The 21915-nt window shown below is 71.3% G+C and carries 24 protein-coding genes and 1 tRNA gene; 10 read left to right on the top strand and 15 right to left on the bottom strand.

Annotated features, from left to right (window positions below):
- Positions 1 to 75 precede the first annotated feature (75 nt).
- From nadB to QM788_RS18355, 3 genes are read left to right on the top strand one after another with little or no spacing between them, the layout of a single operon-like run.
- Positions 76 to 1686: an L-aspartate oxidase gene (gene nadB, locus QM788_RS18365; RefSeq protein ID WP_415662887.1), complete on the top strand. Its 1611-nt coding sequence runs from the start codon at positions 76 to 78 to the stop codon at positions 1684 to 1686.
- Between the two features lie 43 nt (positions 1687 to 1729).
- Complete coding sequence (locus tag QM788_RS18360) at positions 1730 to 1948, top strand: DUF433 domain-containing protein (protein WP_415662886.1); 219 nt, start codon at positions 1730 to 1732, stop codon at positions 1946 to 1948.
- A complete protein-coding gene (locus QM788_RS18355) occupies positions 1932 to 2249 on the top strand; it encodes a DUF5615 family PIN-like protein (RefSeq protein ID WP_415662885.1) in 318 nt (105 codons plus the stop codon). Before QM788_RS18360 ends, QM788_RS18355 begins: the two co-directional genes overlap by 17 nt.
- A gap of 13 nt (positions 2250 to 2262) precedes the next feature.
- On the opposite strand, the gene QM788_RS18350 is transcribed toward QM788_RS18355, so the two are convergent.
- Both QM788_RS18350 and nadA read right to left on the bottom strand, forming a co-directional pair.
- On the bottom strand, positions 2263 to 2553 hold the full coding sequence (locus QM788_RS18350; protein WP_415662884.1) for a late competence development ComFB family protein: 291 nt from the start codon (positions 2551 to 2553) through the stop codon (positions 2263 to 2265).
- Between the two features lie 53 nt (positions 2554 to 2606).
- A complete protein-coding gene (nadA, locus tag QM788_RS18345; protein ID WP_415662883.1) occupies positions 2607 to 3707 on the bottom strand; it encodes a quinolinate synthase NadA in 1101 nt (366 codons plus the stop codon).
- A gap of 64 nt (positions 3708 to 3771) precedes the next feature.
- Here nadA and QM788_RS18340 point away from each other — a divergent pair, with 64 nt between their 5' ends.
- On the top strand, positions 3772 to 4611 hold the full coding sequence (locus QM788_RS18340) for a substrate-binding periplasmic protein (RefSeq protein WP_415662882.1): 840 nt from the start codon (positions 3772 to 3774) through the stop codon (positions 4609 to 4611).
- Between the two features lie 22 nt (positions 4612 to 4633).
- Here QM788_RS18340 and QM788_RS18335 read toward each other — a convergent pair whose 3' ends face one another.
- Complete coding sequence (locus QM788_RS18335; protein WP_415662881.1) at positions 4634 to 5443, bottom strand: AraC family transcriptional regulator; 810 nt, start codon at positions 5441 to 5443, stop codon at positions 4634 to 4636.
- Positions 5444 to 5513: 70 nt separating this feature from the next.
- Between QM788_RS18335 and QM788_RS18330 the strand changes: the two genes are divergently transcribed.
- From QM788_RS18330 to rraA, 6 genes are all read left to right on the top strand, one after another.
- The gene (locus QM788_RS18330) at positions 5514 to 6767 is read left to right on the top strand and encodes an MFS transporter (RefSeq protein ID WP_415662880.1); all 1254 of its coding nucleotides are present in this window, start codon (positions 5514 to 5516) and stop codon (positions 6765 to 6767) included.
- A 70-nt stretch (positions 6768 to 6837) separates the two neighbouring features.
- Positions 6838 to 7986, top strand: a complete 1149-nt coding sequence (locus QM788_RS18325) for an AI-2E family transporter (protein WP_415662879.1) — start codon at positions 6838 to 6840, stop codon at positions 7984 to 7986.
- A gap of 107 nt (positions 7987 to 8093) precedes the next feature.
- Positions 8094 to 9809: a thiamine pyrophosphate-binding protein gene (locus QM788_RS18320; protein WP_415662878.1), complete on the top strand. Its 1716-nt coding sequence runs from the start codon at positions 8094 to 8096 to the stop codon at positions 9807 to 9809.
- Between the two features lie 265 nt (positions 9810 to 10074).
- Positions 10075 to 10491 carry a GreA/GreB family elongation factor gene (locus QM788_RS18315; protein WP_415662877.1) on the top strand — a complete coding sequence of 139 codons (417 nt, stop codon included), beginning with the start codon at positions 10075 to 10077 and terminating at the stop codon, positions 10489 to 10491.
- A gap of 31 nt (positions 10492 to 10522) precedes the next feature.
- Positions 10523 to 10756 carry an RNA-binding S4 domain-containing protein gene (locus tag QM788_RS18310; RefSeq protein WP_415662876.1) on the top strand — a complete coding sequence of 78 codons (234 nt, stop codon included), beginning with the start codon at positions 10523 to 10525 and terminating at the stop codon, positions 10754 to 10756.
- Entirely contained in the window at positions 10753 to 11262 is a 510-nt protein-coding gene (gene rraA / locus QM788_RS18305) for a ribonuclease E activity regulator RraA (protein WP_415662875.1), read from the top strand. Before QM788_RS18310 ends, rraA begins: the two co-directional genes overlap by 4 nt.
- On the opposite strand, the gene serB is transcribed toward rraA, so the two are convergent.
- The 12 genes from serB to QM788_RS18245 all read right to left on the bottom strand — a co-directional run bounded on the left by serB (position 11252) and on the right by QM788_RS18245 (position 21913).
- On the bottom strand, positions 11252 to 11962 hold the full coding sequence (serB, locus tag QM788_RS18300) for a phosphoserine phosphatase SerB (RefSeq protein WP_415662874.1): 711 nt from the start codon (positions 11960 to 11962) through the stop codon (positions 11252 to 11254). The two genes, rraA and serB, sit on opposite strands and share 11 nt — an antisense overlap.
- Positions 11963 to 12008: 46 nt before the next feature.
- Positions 12009 to 12581 carry a PEP-CTERM sorting domain-containing protein gene (locus QM788_RS18295; protein ID WP_415662873.1) on the bottom strand — a complete coding sequence of 191 codons (573 nt, stop codon included), beginning with the start codon at positions 12579 to 12581 and terminating at the stop codon, positions 12009 to 12011.
- A 172-nt stretch (positions 12582 to 12753) separates the two neighbouring features.
- Positions 12754 to 12830 (bottom strand) — tRNA-Pro (locus QM788_RS18290).
- Between the two features lie 47 nt (positions 12831 to 12877).
- Positions 12878 to 13393, bottom strand: coding sequence for a MerR family transcriptional regulator (locus QM788_RS18285; protein ID WP_415662872.1), 516 nt, complete (start codon positions 13391 to 13393; stop codon positions 12878 to 12880).
- Positions 13394 to 13441: 48 nt separating this feature from the next.
- The gene (locus QM788_RS18280; RefSeq protein ID WP_415662871.1) at positions 13442 to 13807 is read right to left on the bottom strand and encodes an integration host factor subunit alpha; all 366 of its coding nucleotides are present in this window, start codon (positions 13805 to 13807) and stop codon (positions 13442 to 13444) included.
- Between the two features lie 12 nt (positions 13808 to 13819).
- Positions 13820 to 16249, bottom strand: a complete 2430-nt coding sequence (gene pheT, locus QM788_RS18275; protein ID WP_415662870.1) for a phenylalanine--tRNA ligase subunit beta — start codon at positions 16247 to 16249, stop codon at positions 13820 to 13822.
- Between the two features lie 6 nt (positions 16250 to 16255).
- Positions 16256 to 17299, bottom strand: a complete 1044-nt coding sequence (gene pheS / locus QM788_RS18270; RefSeq protein WP_415662869.1) for a phenylalanine--tRNA ligase subunit alpha — start codon at positions 17297 to 17299, stop codon at positions 16256 to 16258.
- Between the two features lie 87 nt (positions 17300 to 17386).
- Positions 17387 to 17743, bottom strand: a complete 357-nt coding sequence (rplT, locus tag QM788_RS18265; RefSeq protein WP_025564000.1) for a 50S ribosomal protein L20 — start codon at positions 17741 to 17743, stop codon at positions 17387 to 17389.
- 26 nt (positions 17744 to 17769) lie between these two features.
- The gene (rpmI, locus tag QM788_RS18260) at positions 17770 to 17973 is read right to left on the bottom strand and encodes a 50S ribosomal protein L35 (RefSeq protein ID WP_028601240.1); all 204 of its coding nucleotides are present in this window, start codon (positions 17971 to 17973) and stop codon (positions 17770 to 17772) included.
- A gap of 119 nt (positions 17974 to 18092) precedes the next feature.
- Positions 18093 to 18638 (bottom strand): translation initiation factor IF-3, encoded by a 546-nt coding sequence (gene infC, locus QM788_RS18255; protein ID WP_268166444.1) that lies wholly within the window; start codon positions 18636 to 18638, stop codon positions 18093 to 18095.
- 68 nt (positions 18639 to 18706) lie between these two features.
- A complete protein-coding gene (gene thrS, locus QM788_RS18250) occupies positions 18707 to 20614 on the bottom strand; it encodes a threonine--tRNA ligase (protein WP_415662868.1) in 1908 nt (635 codons plus the stop codon).
- Between the two features lie 201 nt (positions 20615 to 20815).
- Positions 20816 to 21913: a patatin-like phospholipase family protein gene (locus QM788_RS18245; protein WP_415662867.1), complete on the bottom strand. Its 1098-nt coding sequence runs from the start codon at positions 21911 to 21913 to the stop codon at positions 20816 to 20818.
- Positions 21914 to 21915 lie beyond the last annotated feature (2 nt).

Below are 21915 nucleotides of genomic sequence, written 5' to 3'. Positions count from 1 at the left end.
GTGCCGCCCGGCTGCGCGCCAGCGCAATCCCCGCCTGGCCACCGGCATGCCGGCGCTGCCGCACAATCGCCCGCCATGACCGCAGCCTCCCCAGCCTCCCCCGTCGTCATCATCGGCGCCGGCCTCGCCGGCCTCACCGTGGCCCTGCACCTGGCCGACACGGTGCCCGTCGTCGTGCTCGCCAAGCGCGAGCTGACCGAGGCCGCCACCGCCTGGGCGCAGGGCGGCATCGTCGGCGTGCTCGGCAACGACGACAGCATCGAGAGCCATGTGCGCGACACCCAGGACGCCGGCGCCGGCCTCGTGGACGAGGCCACGGCCCGCTTCATCGCCGAGCGCAGCGCGGCGGCCGTGGGCTGGCTGGTGCAGCAGGGCGTGCCCTTCACGCCCGACGACGACGGCCCGCTGGGCCTGCACCTGACGCGCGAGGGCGGCCACGCGGTGCGCCGCATCGCGCATGCGGCCGACGCCACCGGCAAGGCCATCCACGACCAACTGCTGGCCGAGGCCCGCCGCCACCCCGGCATCACGCTGCGCGAGCGCTCGATGGCGGTGGACCTCGTCACCTCGCGCCACCTGCAGCGCGACGAGCCGCCGCGCGTCTACGGCGTGTACGCGCTGGACATCGACGCGCAGCGCGTCGAGACGCTGCCGGCGCGCGCCGTCGTGCTCGCCACCGGCGGCGCCGGCAAGGTCTACCGCTACACCACCAACCCCGACACCTCCACCGGCGACGGCATCGCGATGGCCTGGCGCGCCGGCTGCCGGGTGGCGAACATGGAGTTCATCCAGTTCCACCCGACCTGCCTCTACCACCCGCAGGAGCGCAGCTTCCTGATCACCGAGGCGCTGCGCGGCGAGGGCGCATACCTGAAGCTGCCTGAACATCTCGGGGGCACCCGCTTCATGGCCGCGCACGACGAGCGCATGGAGCTGGCGCCGCGCGACATCGTCGCCCGCGCGATCGACTTCGAGATGAAGAAGCACGGCCTGGACCATGTGTGGCTGGACGCGACGCATCTCGGCGAGGCCTTCCTCATCGAGCACTTCCCGACCATCCACGCGCGCTGCCTGAAGCTGGGCATCGACATCGCGCGCCAGCCCATCCCCGTCGTGCCGGCGGTGCATTTCACCTGCGGCGGCGCGGTGACCGACCTGAACGGCCGCTGCGACCTGCCGGGCCTGTACGCCGTGGGCGAGACGGGCTACACCGGCCTGCACGGCGCGAACCGGCTGGCCAGCAACTCGCTGCTCGAATGCGTCGTGCTCGGGCAGACCTGCGCGGCCGACATCCTGGCGGCCCCGCCGCCGGCCGCCGCGCCGCTGCCGGCCTGGGACGAGAGCCAGGTGGACAACGCCGACGAGCAGGTCGTCATCGCCCACAACTGGGACGAGCTGCGCCTGCTGATGTGGAACTACGTCGGCATCGTCCGCACCACCAAGCGGCTGGAGCGGGCGCTGCACCGCATCGCGCTGCTGCGCAGCGAGATCGACGACTACTACGCCAACTTCCGCGTCACGCGCGACCTGCTGGAGTTGCGCAACCTCGTCGACTGCGCCGAACTGATCGTCCGCTCCGCGCTGCTGCGCCACGAAAGCCGCGGCCTGCACTACAGCCGCGACTACCCGCAGACGCTGCCGGTGAGCTTCCCGACCGTGCTGATCAGCGAGCGGCGGCGGCGCTGAGCGGCGGGCGGCCCGGCATAGACTCAAGGCCCTGGAGGTGAGCATGGATGGCCGCACGGTTTCCCGCGATCCCGACGTCATGAGCGGCGCGCCCTGCTTTGCCGGTACGCGGGTGCCGGTGAAGCACTTGTTCGACTACCTCGAAGGCGATTCGACGCTGGACGACTTCCTGGCTGACTTCCCCAGCATCAGCCGCACGCAGGCCATCGCCGTGCTGGAGGCCGCACGCCTGCATCTGGTGGCCGATGCGCCTGCTGCTTGACGAGTGCGTGCCGGCACGGCTGGCGCGGGCGCTGACCGGCCATGCGGTCTCGACGGTGGTGCAGATGGGCTGGTCGGGCGTCAAGAACGGCCGGCTGCTCGCGTTGGCCGCCGACGATTTCGATGCGCTCGTCACCGTGGACAAGAACCTGCCCTACCAGCAGCACGAAGCCGCGCTGCCGCTGCCCGTGATCGTGCTGGAGGCCCACTCCAACGAACTCGCCGTGTTGATGGCGCTGGTGCCTGCGCTTCAGTCGGCCCTGGGGCAAATCGGGCAGCGGCGCTTCATCCGGGTCGGCTGAGCGTCGGCCGCGGTCATTTGCGTGCCCGCAGCGCCGTGCGCGCCCGCACGAAGTCGAAGGCGTAGCCCACGGCCTCGGCGATGGCGGCGTCGATCTCGTTGCGTTCGTTGGCGGTCAGGTAGAAGCTGAAGTCCACCTCGTGGCGGATGTAGCGCGGCGGCAGGCGGTTCAGCGCCACGCAGGCCACGTCGCACAGCAGGTCGCCGTTGGCGGCGATGTCGGGGTGGTGGGCGGACGCCTCGAGCACCGCCGCGAAGACCTCGCGCTCGTGGTGGTTGTAGAGGGTGCTGAAGTCGGCGGTCATGGTGGCGGGCCTCGTGGATCGGTGGCCGGGTTATAGCGCGCCTCGGGCCGCGTTCAGGCGGCGCCGATGCCCGGCGTCATGCCCGAGGCCGCCGCTTTGCGGGCGGCCGTGAAATCCAGCATGCGCGTGATGCAGCGCTGCGCCTTCACGCGGACGGCTTCGTCCACGTGGATCTGCGGCTCGCCGCTTTCCAGGCAATCGACGAGGTTGGCCAGCCCGTTCATCGCCATCCACGGGCAGTGCGCGCAGCTCTTGCAGGTGGCGCTGTTGCCGGCGGTGGGCGCCTCGATCAGCGTCTTGCCCGGCGCGAGCTGGCGCATGCGGTGCAGGATGCCGTTGTCGGTGGCGACGATGTACTGCTGCGCCGTGCCCTCGACGACGGCCTTGATCAGCGCCGACGTGGAGCCCACCACGTCGGCCTGCTCGACGACGCTGCGCGGCGACTCGGGATGGACCAGGATGAGCGCGTCCGGGTGCTGCTCGCGCAGCAGCTCCAGTTCCAGGCCGCGGAACTCGTCGTGGACGATGCAGGCGCCGTTCCACATCAGCATGTCCGCGCCGGTCTGCTCCTGGATGTAGCGGCCGAGGTGCCGGTCGGGCGCCCACAGGACCTTCTGGCCCCGGGCATGCAGGTCGCCGACGATCTCCAGCGCGCAGGAGCTGGTCACCATCCAGTCGGCGCGGGCCTTCACGGCGGCGCTGGTGTTGGCGTAGACGACCACCTGGCGGTCCGGGTGGGCGTCGCAGAAGGCGGCGAAATCGTCGGCCGGGCAGCCCAGGTCCAGCGAGCAGGTGGCGTCCAGGTCGGGCATCAGCACGCGCTTCTCGGGACTCAGGATCTTGGCCGTCTCGCCCATGAAGCGCACGCCGGCCACGACCAGCGTCTGCGCCGCGTGGTCGCGGCCGAAGCGGGCCATCTCCAGCGAGTCGGACACGATGCCGCCGGTCTCCAGCGCCAGGTCCTGCAGCAGGCCGTCCACGTAGTAGTGGGCGACGAGCACGGCGTCGTGCCGCTTCAGCAGGGCGCGGGCGCGGTCGGCCAGCGCGTGGCGCTCGCCGGGCGACAGCGGCGCGGGCACCTTGGCCCAGGCATGCGCGGTGGAGCAGGCGCCGGCCGCGTCCTGCTTGGTGTAGTCGAACAGCTGTGTGTCCATCGGGCGGTCTTTCCAGTGGGGCCGCGTCGCGCGTCGGTCGCCGGGGGCTCCCTACACTCGCGGCATGGCAAGGGGTGTGGATTGTCCGTCGGGTGGCGGCCGGATTGGCGGTGCCGCCGCGAAGCCCGCACGGTGGCGGGCGGCGTGGCTGCTGCTGGCGGCGTGCGGCGGGCTCGCGGCCGCCCGCGCGGCGCCGGACGCGCCGGCCAGCGCGCCGCCGGACCGGCCGACGCTGCGCTTCATCGTCGGCGAGGACTGGGCGCCGCCCTACCTGGAGCTGCGCGGCGGCCGCCCCGTCGGCGGCCTGGCCTTCGAGCTGATGGAGCGCGTCGCGCAGGCCGCCGGCGCGCGGCCGGTCTACCTGATGCTGCCGCCGAAGCGCACGCAGGAGGCCCTGCACGCCGGCGAGGCCGACCTGATGTGCCTGATGAGCCCCAAGTGGCTGGCCCAGCCGCTGCCGGCCGGGCGCCTCGGCCCGCCGCTGCTGGTGCTGGAGGACGTGCTGGCCGTGGCGCCCGGCCCCGGCCGCCGGGCGCCGCTGGACCTGGCCGCCCAGCGCGGCCTGCGCGTGGGCACGGTGCTGGGCTACCGCTACCAGGAGCTGGGGCCGCTGTTCGACGGCGGCCAGCTGGTGCGCGACGACGCCGGCACCCAGAACGCCGTGCTGGAGAAGCTGGCGCGCGGCCGCATGCCCGTCGCGGTGGTGGACCGGCTCGTGCTCGCGCAGTTCAACCGCGGCCGGCCGCCGGCCGAGGCGCTGCGGTCGCTGCAGGTGGTGAGCCAGACGCCGGTGTACTGCCTGCTGGGCGGCCACACCCGGCTGGCGCCCGCGCGGCTGCTGCGGGCGCTGCACGCGGTGGCCGAGCACGGCGACCTGGCGCGCCTGCTGCAGCGCTACCGCTGACCGGCGCGCCGCGCCGCCGCCATCACGCCTCGGCGAAGAAGCGGCTCGGCGGCATGCCGACCGTGCGCGTCACCATCGCGGTGAAGGCGCTGGCGCTGGCATAGCCCAGCTCGGCGGCGATGTGGCTCATCGGCCGGCCGCGGGCGGCCAGCGTCAGCGCATGCGCCAGCAGCAGCTGCGAGCGCCATTGCGCGAAGCTGGTGCCCAGCTGCTCGCGGAACAGCCGGCTCAGCGTGCGCGGGCTGGCGCCGGCCTCCAGCGCCCAGTCCTCCAGCCCGGCGTGGCGGCCGGGCTCCTGCAGCATGGCCTCGCAGAGCCGGCGCAGGCGCGCGTCCCGCGGCAGCGCCACGCCCAGCGGCAGCGGGCGGGCGCGCTGCAGCTCGATCAGCAGCAGCGCCTCGATTCCGGTGCGCCGCGCCGCGTCGGCGGCGCTCTCGGCCGGCGTTGGGTCGGGCAGGGCGGGCAGGGCCAGCACCAGCTCGCGCAGCAGCGGCGACACCTCCAGCACCCGGCCCACCCGCCAGGCCTCGCCGGCCAGCAGCGCCGGTCCGAGGTACAGCGTGCGCAGGTCGCACTGCTCGATGGCCGTCACCGCGTGGACCAGCCCCGGCGGGATCCACACCGCGCGCGACGGCGGCACGATGTAGGTGGACGCTTCGGTGCTGACGCGCACGGCGCCGGTCATCGAGAACACCAGCTGCGCCCAGTCGTGGCGGTGCGGCTGGATGTCGGCGAGGTGTTCCAGCACGCGGGACTTGGCGCGCAGCGGGCGCTCCGGCGTGGGCGCGAAGCGCTCGGGCGAGATGGCGGGGAAGCTTTTGCCGCTGGCCATGGCCGGATTCCGATAGAACTTGACGAACCATCGTAACTGCGCCGGCCGGCGTTTTCCTAGAGTGGCGCCCATGGACACCTCCCCCGCCTCCCCGCCGGACGCCGGCCGCCAGCGCCGGCGCGACATCGCCACCCTCTCCACCATCGGCGTCGCGCATGGCACCTCGCACTTCTTCCACATGCTGCTGCCGCCGCTGTTCCCGGCGTTCATCCAGGCGTTCGGGCTGACGTACTCGGAGCTGGGCCTGCTGGTGACGACCTTCTTCGTCATCTCCGGCGTCGGGCAGGCGCTGTCCGGCTTCGTCGTCGACCGGGTGGGCGCGCGGCCGGTGCTGTTCATGGCGATGGGTTTCTTCTTCCTCGGCGCGGTGGCGGCCGGGCTGGCGCAGGGCTTCGGCGGGCTGATGCTGGCGGCGGCGCTGGCCGGTGTGGGCAATGCGCCCATGCACCCGGCGGACTTCACCATCCTGAACAAGCGCGTGTCGCCGCCGCGCCTGGGCCATGCGTTCTCGGTGCACGGCATCAGCGGCAACCTGGGCTGGGGGCTGGCGCCGGTGTTCTCGATCGGCATCGCCGAGGCCACGGGCAACTGGCGCCTGGCCTGCGCCGGCACGGCGCTGTTGGCGCTGGCCGTCATCGCGCTGGCGTACTGGCAGCGCGACGCCATCGACGACCGCCAGGGCACCTGGAGCCATGCCAAGCCCGCGCCCGGCGCGAAGCTGGAGCATCCGATGGCCTTCCTGAAGCTGCCCTCGGTGTGGCTGTGCTTCTCGTTCTTCTTCTGGACGACGGCGGCGCTGTCGGCCATCCAGAGCTTCGCCAGCCCCGCGCTGCAGAAGGCCTACGGCCTGCCGGCCGCGCTGACCGCCTACGTCGTCACCGGCTACATGCTGGCCGGCGCGGCGGGCATGGTGTGCGGCGGCTTCCTGGTCGCCCGCGCCGAGCGGCTGGAGCGGACCATCGCCGCCGCGATGGCGTTCGCCGCCGCGCTGCTGGCGCTGACGGCCAGCGGCCTGCTGCCCGGCACCGCGGCGGCGGTCGTCGCGGCGCTGGCGGGCTTTGGCACCGGCGTGGCCGGCCCGTCGCGCGACATGCTCATCAAGCGCGCCGCGCCGCCGGGCGCCACGGGCCGCGTCTACGGCACGGTGTACTCGGGCCTGGACGTGGGCTTCGCCGTCGCGGCGCCGGTGTTCGGCGCGCTGATGGACCGAGGCCATGCGCTGGGCATCTTCGGCGGCGCGGCGGTGGCGCTGCTGCTGGGCATCGCGTCGGCCGGCCTGGTGGGGCTGGGGCTGGCGCGCCGGCCGGTGGCGGCGGCCGCCTGAGCGGCGCCCGCGGCCCGCGGACCCGTACCATGCGGCACCGCCCCGCCTGGGGGCCGACCCGCCGCGCGCCATGAAATTCAAGCACTTCGCCACCTCGCCGGTCCTGGAGAACAGGGCCTTCATGGCGCTGCTGCTCGCGGTCAGCGCGGCCTTCCTGTGGATCCTGCTGCCGTTCGGCGGCGCGGTGTTCTGGGGCGCGGTGATCGCCATCGTCTTCACGCCGGTCCACACCCGGCTGCTGCGCCGCTGGCCGCGGCGGCGCACGCTGGCGGCGCTGGCGACGCTGGGCATCGTCGTGCTGATGGGGGTGCTGCCGCTGGCGCTGCTGACCGGCACGCTGGTCCGGGAGGGCGCGGCGCTGTACCAGCGCGTGCAGTCCGGCGAGACCAATTTCGCGCGCTACTTCGAGCAGGTGGTGACCGTGCTGCCGGGCTGGGCGCACGGCCTGCTGGAGCAGTTCGGGCTGACGGACTTCAACGAGCTGCAGTCCCGCATCGCCGATGCCGTCGGGCGCGGCAGCCAGGCGATCGCCACCTATGCCTACAGCATGGGCCAGAACGCGCTGGACTTCGTCGTCGGCTTCTTCGTCATGCTGTACCTCGCGTTCTTCCTGCTGCGCGACGGCGCGGCCCTGAGCCGCCGCATCCGCGCGGCCGTGCCGCTGGCGCCCGCGCACCGCCGGCACCTGGCGGAGAAGTTCATCACCGTGATCCGCGCCACCGTCAAGGGCAACATCCTGGTGGCGGCCACGCAGGGCGCGCTGGGCGGCCTGGCGTTCTGGTTCTTCGACATCAAGGGCGCGCTGCTGTGGGCGGTGCTGATGGGCTTTCTGTCGCTGCTGCCGGCCATCGGCGCCGGGCTGATCTGGCTGCCGGTGGCCGTCTACTTCCTGGTGACGGGCGCGGTCTGGCAGGGCGTGGTGCTGATCGCCTACGGCGTGCTGGTGATCGGCCTGGTGGACAACCTGCTGCGCCCGCTGCTGGTGGGCAAGGACACGCAGATGCCCGACTACCTGGTGCTGATCTCCACCATCGGCGGCATGGCGGTGTTCGGCATCAACGGCTTCGTCATCGGCCCGGTCATCGCGGCGATGTTCATGGTGGCCTGGGACCTGTTCGCCAGCGCGCGCGAGGAGGCGGCGGAAGACGCCGCGCGGGACGCGGCGCAGGAACCCGTGCAAGAGGCCGCCCCCGGCGCCACGCGGCCGCCCGAGGCCTGACGCGCCGGGCCGGCGCCCGCCGCCCGCCCCGGCAGGGCCACGGCGGGTTATGGCCGACACCTTTGTGTCAATGCCTGGCGTGGCGGCCGGCGGCTTACAGTCCCCGGATGACTGGACACCCCCCTCCCGCCCGCCTCGCCGGCCATGCCCTGGTCGAAGCGCTGATCGCCCAGGGCGTCACCACGGCCTTCGGCGTGCCGGGCGAGAGCTATCTCGCCGTGCTGGACGGCTTCCACGAGCATGCCGATCGCATCCGCTTCATCGCCTGCCGGCAGGAGGGCGGCGCGGCCTTCATGGCCGAGGCGCAGGGCAAGCTGACCGGCCGGCCCGGCATCTGCTTCGTCACGCGCGGCCCGGGCGCGACGAACGCCAGCATCGGCCTGCACACTGCCTTCCAGGACAGCACGCCGATGATCCTGTTCATCGGCCAGGTCGCCAGCGACCAGCGCGACCGCGAGGCCTTCCAGGAGGTGGACTACCGCCAGATGTTCGGCCCCGGCACGCTGGGCATGGCCAAGTGGGTGGGCGAGGTGCACGACGCCGAGCGCCTGCCGGAGTACGTCGCCCGCGCCTTCCACACCGCGATGCAGGGCCGGCCCGGCCCGGTCGTGCTGGTGCTGCCCGAGGACATGCTGACGCAGGCCATCACGGCGCCCGTCGTCCCGCCCGCGCGGCCGGCCGAGGCCGCGCCCACGCCGGCCGCGCTGGCCGAGCTGCGCGGGCGCCTGGCCGCCGCCCAGCGGCCGCTGGTCATCGCCGGCGGCGGCGGCTGGACGCCCGGCGCCGCCGCCGCGCTGCAGCGTTTTGCCGAGGCCTGGCAACTGCCCGTCGGCTGTGCGTTCCGCTTCCAGGACCTGTTCGACAACGCGCACCCGAACTACGCGGGCGACGTGGGCATCGGCATCAACCCCCGGCTCGCGGCGCGGGTGCGGGACGCCGACCTCATCCTCGCCGTCGGCCCGCGCCTGGGCGAGATGACCACCGGCGGCTACACGCTGCTGCAGGCGCCGCGGCCCGCGCAGCAGCTCATCCATCTCCACGCCGGCGCCGAGGAACTGGGCCGCGTCTACACGGCCGAACTGCTGATCAACGCCAGCATGAGCCAGGCCGCGCCCGCTCTGGCCGCGCTGGAGCCGCCCGCCGACATCCGCTGGCGCGGCTGGACCGCCGCCGCCAACGCCGACTACCGCGCCAACCTCGAGCCCACGCCGGTCGCGCCGCTGGACATGGCCGAGGTCGTCCGCCTGCTGGCCGAGAAGCTGCCGGAGGGCACGATCTTCACGAACGGCGCCGGCAACTACAGCGGCTGGCTGCACCGTTTCCACCGCTACACCGCGCTGCACCGCTTCGGCAAGACGCAGCTGGCGCCGACGTCGGGCGCGATGGGCTACGGCGTGCCGGCCGCGGTCGCCGCGGCGCTGCTGCAGGATGAGCGCTGGGTCGTCAACATCGCCGGCGACGGCGACTTCCTGATGACCGGCCAGGAGCTGGCCACGGCCACCGGCTACGGCGCGAAGAAGCTGCTCATCGTCGTCGTCGACAACGGCAGCTACGGCACCATCCGCATGCACCAGGAGCGCGAGTACCCGGGCCGGGTGTCGGGCAGCGACCTGTTCAACCCCGACTTCGCCCGGCTGGCCGAGGCCTACGGCTTCGTCGCCGCGCGGGCCGAGAGCACCGCGCAGGTCGGCCCGGCGCTGGACGCGGCCATCGCCGCCGGCCGGCCGGCGCTGCTGCACCTGCGGCTGTCCGGCGACGTGTCCACCTCGCGCGCGACGCTCACCGCCATCCGCGACGCGGCGCTGCAGCGCCGGGCGGGCTGAGCCGGACAGCGCCGCCCGCTGGGGCACAATCGCCCGCCATGAGAAGCCCGGCCCATCCGCAGCGCCCCATGCCCGTCGCCGACACGGTGGCGGGCGGACGCCTGGCCGTGGCCTTCCAGCGCCCGGCCGCAGATTCCTGAGCCCGGCGATCCCCCACCACTCCCCCACATAGCGCAACCTCGATCGCCGGGCCCACAGCCAGCGCGATGCCGTGCCGCCGCTGCCAGGCCCTGTCCGGCGGCATGGCCCCGAACGAGGTGCAGCCATGTCCTTCCCATCCCCGCAACCGGGCGCCGAGCGCCTGCTGAGCGAACTCGACCACCGCCGCCTGAGCCTGCTGGTGGGCGCCCTGCCGACGGCGCACAAGCCCTTGCAGGACCTGCTCGACACCGCCGAGCTGCTGCCGTCGCCGCAGTTGCCGGCCGACGTCGTGTCGATGAACTCCGAGGTCGAGGTGCTCGGCCCGCAGCGCGGCCAGCGGCAACGCCTGACCCTGTGCTACCCGGCCGATGCCCGGCCGGAGCAGGGCCGCATCTCGGTGCTGTCGCCCGTGGGCCTGAGTCTGCTGGGCCGCACGGTCGGCGAGCAGGTCAGCTGGCAGGCCGGCCATGGGGCGGTCGGCAGCCTGTGCATCCAGGCCTTGCCCTACCAGCCCGAGGCCAGTGGCGACTTCAGCCGCTGAGCCCGGCTGCGGCGCTGCCAGAATGCGGCGCATGCAGGAAATCATCTTGGAACTTCGCGGCGACTACATCGAACTGGACAAGCTGCTGAAGGCCACCGGCCTGGCCGACAGCGGCGGCCAGGCACGCGCGCGGATCGCCGCCGGCGAGGTGCGCGTGGACGGCCAGGTGGAGTTGCGCAAGACGGCCAAGATGCGCGCCGGGCAGCTGGTCGAGTTCGCCGGCCAGCAACTGCGCGTCGCTGCGGCGCAAGGAGACGGGCGATGAGCTTTTCGACCTGCGACTTCTGCGATGCCCACAAGGCCGACGACAGCGGCGCCTTCCGCGTGCTGCCGGGCGGCGCGCTGGCGGCCTTCGGCGGCGCGGCGCGCTTCGCCGGGCCGGTGGCGACGGTGCGCTGCGCCGACGACAACAGCCGCGTGAAGGAGGCCGTCGAGAGCCCCGGCGCGGGCCGCGTGCTCGTCGTCGACGGCGGCGGCTCGCGGCGCCGGGCTTTGCTGGGCGGCAACCTGGCCGCCGCGGCGGCGAGCAACGGCTGGGCCGGCATCGTCATCGACGGCTGCGTGCGCGACGTGGCGGAGCTGGCGGCGACCGGCATCGGCATCCTCGCGCTGGCGGCGGTGCCGCTGCCGACGGACCGCCGGGGCCAGGGCCTGGCCGGCGTCGCGGTGCGCGTCTGCGGCGTGGACGTGCGGCCGGGCGACTGGCTCTATGCCGACGCGGACGGCGTGGTCGTCAGCGCCGGGCCGCTGGCCGCCGCCGCTACGGCCTGAGGACGTCCAGCAGCCGCGCCAGCCCGCCGCCGTCGATGGCGACGCGGGCCTGCTCGCGCACCCGGGGCTTGGCGTGGTAGGCCACGGACAGGCCGGCGGCACCCATCATCGGCAGGTCGTTGGCGCCGTCGCCGACCGCAATCGCCTGCTCGGGGCGGCAGCCGACCGCCGCGCAGCAGGCCAGCAGCATCAGCCGCTTCTGCTCGCCGTCGCAGATGTCGCCCCAGTCCTGCATGACGAGGCGGCCGGTGAGGGCGCCATCCACGATCTCGAGCTCGTTGCTGCGCACGAAGTCCATGCCCAGTTCGGCCGCGACGAAGCGGGTGAAGAAGGTGAAGCCGCCGGAGACGAGCAGCAGCTTCAGGCCCGCGGCCTTCAGCGCCGCGCACAGCTCGCGCGCGCCGGGATTGAAGTGCAGCCGTTCGGCCAGCACCCGGTCCAGCACGCCGGCCGGCACGCCGGCCAGCAGCGCCAGGCGGCGGCGCAGGCTGTCCTTGAAGTCGGTGATCTCGCCGCGCATGGCGGCCTCGGTGATGGCGGCCACCTCGGCGCCCCGGCCGGCGAGCGCGGCGATCTCGTCGATGCACTCGATGCCGATCAGCGTCGAGTCCATGTCGAAGGCGGCGAGCTTGAAGTGGGCGAGCGGCGGCAGCGCGGGGCCGTCGCGCAGGACGAGGCCTTCAGGGGCGGGAGGGGTCACGGGTGGGAGTGTCGGGGCGGGGATGGCCGCGATTATCCCGGCGCGTTCAGCGGCGGCCGGCGCGGCGCCGCTGCGCGGCCAGGAGTGCGAGGCCGCCCAGCAGCAGCGCGGCGCTGGCGGGCTCGGGCACCGGGGCGGTCCATGCGTAGATCTCGAACCAGGCGTCCGGCGCCGCGCTTAGGCCGCGCATGTCGATGCGGATGCTGTGGTCCGCGAAGCTCAGCCGCGACAGGTCGAGCTTGTCGATGGTGGTCTCCAGTGCCACGCCGGCGATCCGCCTGTCGCTGCCGTACAGCGACGCGAAGGTGAAGGCGTTGACGGCGATGTCGCTGAAATCGGCGTTGAGGCCGGTGCCGGTGTAGTGGTAGCGGATGCGGCGGTCGTCGATGTCCAGCGTCTGCGTCGGCACGGTCAGCACGTTGCAGAGCTGCGCGGCGCCGGGGCAGCTCAGCTCGATGTCGTCGCTGACCATGACGCTGTCGCTCGTGTGCCAGTCCTGCCCGCCGCCGACATAGTCGTAACGCACCTCGACGGTCGTGCCCTGCAGCTCGTCGGCGCGGGATGGGGCGGGGGCCGCGAAGGCCGAGGCGAGGGCGGTGGCGAGAATGAGGGTCTTCATGGGGGGGGGCTCCGGGGGCGGGGCCGGCCAGTCTAGACAGCAGGGCGGGCGCTGGCAGCCCCTAGGTGTCCGGGCGGCAGAAGACAGGAGTCGCCAGGCTACTTCCGCAGCCAGAAAGGAAAAAGGACTTAGAGGCTTTCGCTTCTAAGTCCTTGATTTCTCTTCTTGTTTTTGGTCGGGACGGCGGGATTCGAACTCGCGACCCCTTGCACCCCATGCAAGTGCGCTACCAGGCTGCGCTACGCCCCGACTGAGCCGAGCAGTATAACCGAGAAATCAGCACCCGGCCGGCGATTTCAGGTGAGGAGCGTCGCGCGGATCGACAGCAGCTCGGCGCGGACCTGCTCCAGCGAGGTCAGCGGCCCGGCGGCCAGCACCGGCAGCGTGATCGACGCGCCGGCCGCCTTCAGCGGCTGGGCCGCGGCGTGCGGCGCCGCGTGGCGGGCGGCCGGGGCCGGCATCGGTTCACCGGGCAGGTCGTCGGCATCGTCATCCGGCACATCGGCGGCCTGCGCGGCCTCGGCCTCGTCGCGGAAGTTCTGCGTGGCCGGCGGCGGCAGGCCTTCGCTCAGCTGGTTGCGCGCGCCGCTGATCGTGAAGCCCTGGTCGTAGAGCAGGTCGCGGATGCGGCGGATCAGCAGCACCTCGTGGTGCTGGTAGTAGCGCCGGTTGCCGCGCCGCTTCATCGGCTTGAGTTGCGTGAACTCCTGCTCCCAGTAGCGCAGCACATAGGGCTTCACGCCGCACAGCTCGCTGACCTCACCGATGGTGAAGTAGCGTTTGGCGGGGATGGCGGGAAGCGCCTTATCCATTGCAAATTCTCATTGCAAATCAAGGAGTTCGCGTGGGGAGGGCAGACTCTACTCGAAGTCCTCGCCCGCGGGCGCGTCACCTTGCACCACCCCCTTGAGTTTGTGGCTGGCGTGGAAGGTGACGACGTTGCGCGCCTTGATCGGGATGGACTCGCCGGTGCGCGGGTTGCGGCCCGGCCGCGGCGCCTTGCGGCGGATGTTGAAGTTGCCGAAGCCGGAGAGCTTGACGTCCTGCCCCTTGACGAGGCTGTCGTGCAGGATGTCGAAGAAGGCCTCGACCATGTCCTTGGACTCGCGCTTGTTCAGGCCGAGCTTGTCGAACAGCAGTTCGGCCAGTTCGGCCTTGGTCAGCGTGGGCGTCTCCAGGCTGCCGATGACGACGGCGGCGGCCTTCTTGGGGTCGTTGGCGTCCATGGGGACCTCCGGTCAGCCGCGCAGGCGCGCGCCGAGTTGCTGGCTGGCGGCGGCGACGATGGCGGCCACGGCCGCGTCGATGCGCTCGTCGGTCAGCGTGGCCTCGTCGTCGAGCAGTTCCAGGCGCACGGCCAGGCTGCGCTCGTCGGCCTGCAAATCGGTCGTGGCGGTGGCGGCGGGTTTGAACACGTCGAACAGCCGGGCCGAGCGCAGCAGCGCGCCGCCGACGGCGGCGATGGCGGCCATCAGCGCGTCGTGGGGCACGCCGTCCTTGACGACCAGCGCCAGGTCGCGCTGCACGGCCTGCTGGCGCGGCAGCGGCTGGCCCTGCGGCAGCGTGCGGGTCAGCGCGGCATCGAGGTCCAGCTCGAAGACGATGGGTGCGCCGCCGCTGATCTCGTAGGCCTGGCGCCAGCGCGGGTGCAGTTCACCGACGATGCCGATGGGCTGGCCATTCAGGCTCACGCGGGCGCTGCGGCCGGGGTGCAGCGCGGGGTGTTCGGCGGCCTCGAAGCTCAGCGCCTGCGGCGCGAACAGCGCTTCGAGGTCGCCCTTCACGTCGAAGAAATCGACGGCGCGGTCCTTCTGGCTCCATTGCTGCTGGTCGGCCGGGCCCCAGGCGAGGCCGCCGATGCGCAGCGGCTGCGCGATGCCGGCGACGGCCAGCGGGCCGGTGGCGACGGCTGCGTCGCGCTTGAACACGCGGCCCAGTTCGAACACGCGCACGCGCGTCGCGCGGCGGGCCTGGTTGTGACGCAGCACCTGCACGAGGCTGCCGATCAGGCTGGTGCGCATGACGGACAGCGGCGCGGCGATGGGGTTCAGCAGCTTGATCGGGTTCGTCTCGCCGGCCAGTTCGCGCTCCCAGCGTTCCTCGACGAAGCTGAAGTTGATCGTCTCGAAATAGTCGCGCGCGGCGACCGCGCGGCGCAGCGCGTGCGTGGACTGGCGCGACTCCGAGCGCGCGCGGCCGACGATGGGCGCCAGCGGCGCGCTGGACGGCAGCGTCGGGTAGCCGAGCACGCGGATGATTTCCTCGATGAGGTCTTCCTCGATCTGGAGGTCGAAGCGCCAGCTCGGCGGCGTGACGGTCAGCACGCCGTCGGCCGCCGTGAACGGCAGGCCGAGGCGCGTGAAGACGCGCTCGCAGTCGGCCTGCGTGACGGGCATGCCGATGACCTTGGCGGCGCGCGCGACGCGCAGCCGCACGGGCTGGCGCACCGGCACATTGGGCTGCTGGTCGTCCATCGCGCCGACCTGGATGTCGGGTGTGCCGCAGATGTCGAGGATGAGCCGCGTGATGCGCTCGATGTGCTCGACGGTCTGCGACGGATCGACGCCGCGCTCGAAGCGGTGGCCGGCGTCGGTCGAGAAGTTGTAGCGCCGGCCCCGGCCCATGACGGCCTCGGGCCACCAGAACGCGGCCTCGACGTAGACGTTCCTCGTGTCGTCGGACACGGCCGTGTGGTCGCCGCCCATGATGCCGGCGAGCGACTCGACCTCGCGCGCGTCGGCGATGACGCCGACCTTCTCATCCAGCTGGACCGTGTTGCCGTTCAGCAGCTTCAACTGCTCGCCGGCCCGGCCCCAGCGCACGACCAGTTCGCCGCTGATCTTGTCGAGGTCGAAGATGTGCGACGGGCGGCCGTACTCGAACATCACGTAGTTCGAGATGTCCACCAGCGCCGTCACCGAGCGCTGGCCGCAGCGCTCCAGGCGCTGCACCATCCACGCGGGCGTCTTGGCTTGGGTGTCGATGCCCTTGACGATGCGGCCCGAGAAGCGGCCGCAGAGGTCGGGGGCTTCGATGCGCACGGGCAGCTTGTCCGCCAGCGTCGGCGCGACGGGCGGGAACCCGGCCTGCAACAGTGGCGAGCCCGTCAGCGCCGCCACCTCGCGGGCGATGCCGAACACGCTCAGGCCGTGGCCGAGGTTGGGCGTCAGCTTCAGCGTGAACAGCGTGTCGTCGAGGTTCAGGTGCTTGCGGATGTCCTCGCCGACGTGCGCCTCGGCGGAGAGTTCCAGCAGGCCGCCGTGGTCTTCGCTGAGCTTCAGCTCGCGCGCCGAGCACAGCATGCCGAAGCTCTCGACGCCGCGCAGCTTGCCGACGCCGATCTTGAAGGGCTTGCCGTCTTCACCAGGAGGCAGCTCGGCGCCGACGGTGGCCAGCGGCACCTTGATGCCGGCCCGCGCATTGGGAGCGCCGCAGACGATTTGCAGCGGCTCCGGGCCACCCGCGTTGACCTGGCAGACGCGCAGCTTGTCCGCGTTCGGATGCTGCTCGGCCGCGAGGATTTCGGCGACGACGATGCCGTGGAAGGGCGGCGCGACCGGGCGCAGCTCTTCCACTTCCATGCCGGACATGGTCAGCAGTTCGGCCAGTTGCTCGGTGGACAGCGGCGGATTGCAGAACTCGCGCAGCCAGGACTCGGGGAATTGCATAACGGTTTACTTGAACTGTGCGAGGAAGCGGAGGTCGCCGTCGAAGAAGGCGCGCAGGTCGTTGACGCCGTAGCGCAGCATCGCCAGGCGGTCGATGCCGGAGCCGAAGGCGAAGCCGATGTAGCGCTCGGGGTCCAGGCCCATGTTGCGGATGACCTGCGGATGCACCTGCCCGGAGCCGGACACCTCCAGCCAGCGGCCCTTCAGCGGGCCGCTCTCGAACATGATGTCGATCTCGGCGCTGGGCTCGGTGAACGGGAAGTAGCTCGGGCGGAAGCGCAGCTGCAGTTGGTCCGTCTCGAAGAAGGCGGTGATGAAGTTCAGGTAGACCGCCTTCAGGTCCTTGAAGCTGATGTTCTCGCCGACCCACAGGCCCTCGACCTGGTGGAACATCGGCGAGTGCGTCGCGTCGCTGTCCACGCGGTAGGTGCGGCCCGGCGCGATGACGCGGATCTCGGGCATCGTCTCCTGCCCCGCGTAGCGCTTGGCGTGGGCCTGCGCGTAGCGGATCTGCATCGGGCTGGTGTGCGGGCGCAGGTTCAGCCAGGCGCCGTGCTCGTCCTTCATGTCGACGTAGAAGGTGTCCTGCATCGAGCGGGCGGGGTGGTTCTCGGGGTTGTTCAGCGCCGAGAAGCTGTACCAGTCGGTCTCGATCTCGGGGCCGTCGGCCACGTCGAAGCCCATGCTGCCGAAGATGGCCTCGATGCGCTCCATCGCGCGCGTGATCGGGTGCAGCCCGCCGGTGCCGCGCTGGCGGCCGGGCAGCGTCACGTCGAGCGCCTCGGCCTTGAGCTGCTGCGCCAGTTCGGCGGCGGCGAGGGCGTCGCGGCGGGCGGTCAGTGCGGCCTCGATGCCGACCTTGAGCTGGTTGATCTCGGCGCCACGGGTCTTCTTTTCCTCGATGCTGAGGGCACCCAGGCCCTTCATCAACTCGGTCACGCGGCCGGACTTGCCGAGGAAGCGGGCCTTGGCGTTTTCGAGTTCGGCGGGCGTTGGCGCGGCGGCGAAGTCCGCTTGCGCGGCAGCCAGGAGGGCGTCGAGATCAGACATTCGGGAATGACAAATGAAAAGAGGCCGACCCTGGTGGGCCGGCCCCGAAAGTTTGCGTGCTCCGGCGTGAACCGGAGCGGGTCGCAATCAGGCGAGCGCGGCCTTCACCTTGGCGAAGATGCTGGCGAAACCAGCCGGGTCGTTGACGGCCAGATCGGCGAGGACCTTGCGGTCGATCTCGATCTGCGCCTTCTTCAGGCCCGCCACGAACTTGCTGTAGGACAGGCCCAGGCCGCGCGAGGCGGCGTTGATCCGGGCGATCCACAGCTGGCGGAACACGCGCTTCTTGGTGCGGCGGTCACGGTAGGCGTATTGGCCCGCCTTCATCACCGCCTGCTTGGCGATGCGGAAGACGTTCTTACGACGACCGCGGAAGCCCTTGGCCAGGGCCAGGACCTTCTTGTGACGGGCGCGAGCGGTGACACCACGTTTGACGCGAGGCATATGTTTCTCCTTCTAGTCTTGGTGGATTACAGGCCGGCAAAGGGCAGCATTTGTGCCATGTGCCCCATGTTGGTCTCGTGCACGTTCACGGCGCCGCGCAGCTGGCGCTTGTTCTTCGTGGTCTTCTTGGTCAGGATGTGGCGCTTGAACGCCTGACCGCGCTTGACGGTGCCACCCGGACGGACGCGAAAACGCTTTTTCGCGCTGCTCTTGGTCTTCATCTTGGGCATTGAATGCTCCTTCTAAGTGTGTCCCTGGGGCGATGCCGAAAGAGCCCGGCATGCTTGTCGGCCTCAGGAGACTTGTGAACCGGCGGGCGACCAAACCCACTGGTTGAACTCTTTCGATCTCAGCGCTTTTTCGGCGCCAGGACCATGATCATCTGCCGGCCTTCGAGCTTGGGCATGTTCTCGACCACCGCCACGTCGGCCAGTTCGTCGCGGATGCGCTCCAGGAGGCGCATGCCGATGTCCTGGTGCGTGATCTCGCGGCCCCGGTAGCGCAGCGTGACCTTGCCCTTGTCGCCGTCCTCGGCGATGAAGCGGCGCAGGTTGCGCATCTTGATCTGGTAGTCGCCCTCGTCCGTGCCCGGACGGAACTTGACTTCCTTGATCTCGATGATCTTCTGCTTGGCCTTGGCTTCGGCAGCGCGCTTTTGCTCCTGGTACTTGAACTTGCCGTAGTCCATCAGCCGGCAGACCGGCGGATTGGCGGTGGCGGAGATCTCGACCAGGTCCACGTCCAGGTCGCCCGCCATGCGCAGGGCTTCCTGGATGCTGACGATCCCGATGGGTTCGTTCTCGGGGCCGTTCAGGCGGACTTCGGGAGCCATGATTTCGCGGTTCAGCCTGTGCTTGCGCTCAGGAATCGCACGACGGTCGGCAAACGTAGCGATGGTGTGGACCTTTCAGCAGGCGCCAAGGCGGCGGCGCCCAGAAAAAACAAAGCGCGCCCCGGTGGCTCTCAGGCCTTGTTGGCGATGTCTGCGGAGATCCGGTCAACGAACTCCTGCAGGGGCATCACGCCAAGATCCTGGTTGCCGCGGGCGCGGACTGCAACGCTGCCATTCGCCTTCTCCTTGTCACCGACGACGAGGATGTACGGCAGCTTCTGCAAAGACAACTGGCGGATTTTATAGGTGATTTTCTCGTTGCGCAAATCAGCCTGAACCCTAAGCCCTTGTTTTTGCAGCGATTTCACGATTTCCTCGACGTAATCGGCCTGCGCGTCGGTGATGTTGGCGATGCCCACCTGCACCGGCGCCAGCCACGCGGGCAGCGCGCCGGCGTGCTGTTCGATCAGGATGCCGATGAAGCGCTCCAGGCTGCCGACGATGGCACGGTGCAGCATCACGGGCGTCTTGTGCTGGCCGTCCTCGTCGACGAACTCGGCGCCCAGGCGGGCCGGCACGTTGTGGTCGATCTGCATCGTGCCGCACTGCCATTCGCGGCCCAGCGCGTCCTTCAGCGTGTACTCGATCTTGGGCGCGTAGAAGGCGCCGTCGCCGTGCGCGATCTGGAACTCGCAGCCGGAGCGCCGCAGGCTCTCCATCAGGATGTTCTCGGTGCGGTCCCAGTACTCGTCGCTGCCGATGCGCTTCTCGGGCCGGGTCGCCACCTTGTAGAGCACGTCCGTGAAGCCGAAGTCCCGGTAGACCTTCTGCAGCAGCCGCGTGAAGGCCTCGCATTCGTTGAGGATCTGGTCGTCGGTGCACATGATGTGCCCGTCGTCCTGCGTGAAGGCGCGCACGCGCATGATGCCGTGCAGGCCGCCGGACGGCTCGTTGCGGTGGCAGGCGCCGAACTCGCCGTAGCGCAGCGGCAGGTCGCGGTAGCTCTTCACGCCCTGCTTGAAGATCAGCACGTGGCCGGGGCAGTTCATCGGCTTGAGCGCGTATTCGCGCTTCTCCGACTCGGTGACGAACATCGCGTCGCGGTACTTGTCCCAGTGGCCGGACTTCTCCCACAGGCCCTTGTCCAGGATTTGCGGGCCGCGCACTTCCTGGTAGCCGTTGTCCTGGTAGACCTTGCGCATGTACTGCTCGACCTGCTGCCACAGCGCCCAGCCCTTGGGGTGCCAGAACACCGTGCCGGGGGCGGACTCTTCCATGTGGAACAGGTCCAGCTCGCGGCCCAGCCGGCGGTGGTCGCGCTTCTCGGCCTCCTCCAGCCGCGTCAGGTATTTCTGCAGGTCGTCCTTGCTGGCCCAGGCGGTGCCGTAGATGCGCTGCAGCATCTCGTTGCGGTGGTCGCCGCGCCAGTAGGCGCCGGCCACCTTCATCAGCTTGAAGTGCTTGAGCTTGCCGGTGCTGGGCACGTGCGGGCCGCGGCAGAGGTCCTCGAAGGCGCCTTCGGCGTACAGCGACACGTCCTGGTCGGCCGGGATGCTCTCGATGATCTCGGCCTTGTAGGCCTCGCCCAGCGCCTTGAAGTGCGCCACGGCCTCGTCGCGCGGCAGCACGCGGCGCACGACCTTCTCGTCCTTCTTCGCCAGCTCGACCATCTTGGCCTCGATCGCGGCCAGGTCCTCGGGCGTGAAGGGGCGCTTGTAGGCGAAGTCGTAATAGAAGCCGTTCTCGATGACCGGGCCGATGGTGACCTGGGCGTCGGGGTAGAGCTCCTTGACGGCGTAGGCCAGCAGGTGGGCCGTGGAGTGGCGGATCATGTCCAGGCCGTCGGCATCCTTGTCGGTGACGATGGCCAGGCTGGCGTCGCGGTCCAGGCGGTAGCCGAGGTCGACGACCTTGCCGTCGACCTTGCCGCCGAGCGCGGCCTTGGCCAGGCCGGCGCCGATGCTGGCGGCGACGTCGCCGACCGTCAGCGGCGCGGGGAACTCACGGCGGGAGCCGTCGGGGAGTTGGATGGAAATCATGAGCAGTGCTCCGTCAGGGGCGGAAATGAAAAAGCGCGGCCGGGTGCCGCGCTTGGTTCATGGCCCCAGGTGGGAGAGGGGCGAGAAGACGTGACGTGCCGCGGCCGACTAGCTACCGGTGAAGGTGGGGGGCGTAGTTCGCGGTGTCATAACCGGGGTGCCTTTCTCGCTCTTGTGGGATGAGGGGAGGAAGGCGCGATTCTAAAGCGGCAGCGCCGCGATCGAGTCGCGCTGCACCAACGCGGCGAATTCGTCGGCCAGCCGCTGGCTCTCGCGCACCGCGGTGCGCCAGCGGCGGCGGCGCTCGCCGGCGTCCAGCTTCAGGAAGTCGTTGCGGTCCGGCAGCTTGGCGCCGGGCAGCCCGGCGATCCACGCGGGCGAGGGGCACAGCAGCACGACGTTGTCCAGGAACGCGGTCGGGCGGTGGCGGTGCTTGAGCGCCTTGTCCAGCCAGCCGGGCACGACCTGGCGCTGGAAGTGCGGGTAGAGCACCAGCGGCGCGCTCGTGGCCTGCAGCGCGCGGTAGTCCAGGTGCAGGTGGTAGTCGGTGATGCCGCCGTCCCAGTAGGCGCCGCGCGGCGCGCCGGGCAGGTCGGCTTGGGCCTGCAGCCAGAACGGGATGGAGCAGCTCGCCAGCAGCGCGCCGCGCAGGTTGGCGCGCGACAGGTGGACCTCGCGGGTCGTGAAGTCGGCCAGCCTCAGCGGCAGGCGGTCGCGCGGGTCCGAGAAGACGACGCGCTCCAGGAAGCGGCCCAGCAGCGGCCGCGACACCGCATTGGCCGCGAACGCGCCGAGGTAGCCCAGCGGCGTGCGCAGCCGGCCTTCGCGCGCCAGCAGGCCCAGCCCCTTGTGCTGGCCGCGCGACGTGACGATGTGCAGCCGCAGGCGCGGATGGGCCAGCACCTCGGCCTCGCGGCCGGCGAAGATCCCGGCCAGGATCTCGCCGAAGCGCCGGCTGACGCCCTCGGGGCGCGGGCGCTTGTCGCCGGGCAGCACGTCGTAGTCCTGCGCGACATAGGCCTCGGCCATCGCGTCGAACGCCGCGGCCACGTCGCGCTGGGCCAGCGCCGCCGTGGCCATGCGCCAGGCGCCGATGCTGGCGCCGACCAGGTGGACCGGGTGGCGGGCCTGCGGCAGCCAGTCGCCGAACACGAAACGGTCCAATCCGTTCAGGATCAGGCCCTTGGGGCCGCCGGCGGCGGCGGGGACCAGCCCGACGTCCCCGGCGTGCAGGCCGCGCTCGGCCAGGCGGGCGCGGGCGGCGGGGCCGGCATGGAGCTGCAGTGCGGCCGCGGCCATGG

The organism is Roseateles sp. (genome assembly GCF_047654785.1).
Classification (GTDB): Bacteria; Pseudomonadota; Gammaproteobacteria; order Burkholderiales; family Burkholderiaceae_C; genus Pelomonas.
This window is presented reverse-complemented; position numbering and strand designations above follow the sequence as displayed.

What these genes read in the sequence shown, in the direction of transcription:
- QM788_RS18245 (WP_415662867.1), bottom strand. Translation starts at nt 21,913, where the DNA reads ATGGCCGCGGCCGCACTGCAGCTCCATGCCGGCCCCGCCGCCCGCGCC.
- QM788_RS18315 (WP_415662877.1), top strand. Translation starts at nt 10,075, where the DNA reads ATGTCCTTCCCATCCCCGCAACCGGGCGCCGAGCGCCTGCTGAGCGAA.
- rpmI (WP_028601240.1), bottom strand. Translation starts at nt 17,973, where the DNA reads ATGCCCAAGATGAAGACCAAGAGCAGCGCGAAAAAGCGTTTTCGCGTC.
- QM788_RS18335 (WP_415662881.1), bottom strand. Translation starts at nt 5,443, where the DNA reads ATGGCCAGCGGCAAAAGCTTCCCCGCCATCTCGCCCGAGCGCTTCGCG.
- rplT (WP_025564000.1), bottom strand. Translation starts at nt 17,743, where the DNA reads ATGCCTCGCGTCAAACGTGGTGTCACCGCTCGCGCCCGTCACAAGAAG.
- rraA (WP_415662875.1), top strand. Translation starts at nt 10,753, where the DNA reads ATGAGCTTTTCGACCTGCGACTTCTGCGATGCCCACAAGGCCGACGAC.
- QM788_RS18280 (WP_415662871.1), bottom strand. Translation starts at nt 13,807, where the DNA reads ATGGACGCCAACGACCCCAAGAAGGCCGCCGCCGTCGTCATCGGCAGC.
- nadA (WP_415662883.1), bottom strand. Translation starts at nt 3,707, where the DNA reads ATGGACACACAGCTGTTCGACTACACCAAGCAGGACGCGGCCGGCGCC.
- pheT (WP_415662870.1), bottom strand. Translation starts at nt 16,249, where the DNA reads ATGCAATTCCCCGAGTCCTGGCTGCGCGAGTTCTGCAATCCGCCGCTG.
- thrS (WP_415662868.1), bottom strand. Translation starts at nt 20,614, where the DNA reads ATGATTTCCATCCAACTCCCCGACGGCTCCCGCCGTGAGTTCCCCGCG.
- QM788_RS18340 (WP_415662882.1), top strand. Translation starts at nt 3,772, where the DNA reads ATGGCAAGGGGTGTGGATTGTCCGTCGGGTGGCGGCCGGATTGGCGGT.
- pheS (WP_415662869.1), bottom strand. Translation starts at nt 17,299, where the DNA reads ATGTCTGATCTCGACGCCCTCCTGGCTGCCGCGCAAGCGGACTTCGCC.
- nadB (WP_415662887.1), top strand. Translation starts at nt 76, where the DNA reads ATGACCGCAGCCTCCCCAGCCTCCCCCGTCGTCATCATCGGCGCCGGC.
- QM788_RS18350 (WP_415662884.1), bottom strand. Translation starts at nt 2,553, where the DNA reads ATGACCGCCGACTTCAGCACCCTCTACAACCACCACGAGCGCGAGGTC.
- QM788_RS18325 (WP_415662879.1), top strand. Translation starts at nt 6,838, where the DNA reads ATGAAATTCAAGCACTTCGCCACCTCGCCGGTCCTGGAGAACAGGGCC.
- QM788_RS18285 (WP_415662872.1), bottom strand. Translation starts at nt 13,393, where the DNA reads ATGGATAAGGCGCTTCCCGCCATCCCCGCCAAACGCTACTTCACCATC.
- QM788_RS18310 (WP_415662876.1), top strand. Translation starts at nt 10,523, where the DNA reads ATGCAGGAAATCATCTTGGAACTTCGCGGCGACTACATCGAACTGGAC.
- QM788_RS18330 (WP_415662880.1), top strand. Translation starts at nt 5,514, where the DNA reads ATGGACACCTCCCCCGCCTCCCCGCCGGACGCCGGCCGCCAGCGCCGG.
- QM788_RS18295 (WP_415662873.1), bottom strand. Translation starts at nt 12,581, where the DNA reads ATGAAGACCCTCATTCTCGCCACCGCCCTCGCCTCGGCCTTCGCGGCC.
- QM788_RS18360 (WP_415662886.1), top strand. Translation starts at nt 1,730, where the DNA reads ATGGATGGCCGCACGGTTTCCCGCGATCCCGACGTCATGAGCGGCGCG.
- QM788_RS18320 (WP_415662878.1), top strand. Translation starts at nt 8,094, where the DNA reads ATGACTGGACACCCCCCTCCCGCCCGCCTCGCCGGCCATGCCCTGGTC.
- QM788_RS18355 (WP_415662885.1), top strand. Translation starts at nt 1,932, where the DNA reads ATGCGCCTGCTGCTTGACGAGTGCGTGCCGGCACGGCTGGCGCGGGCG.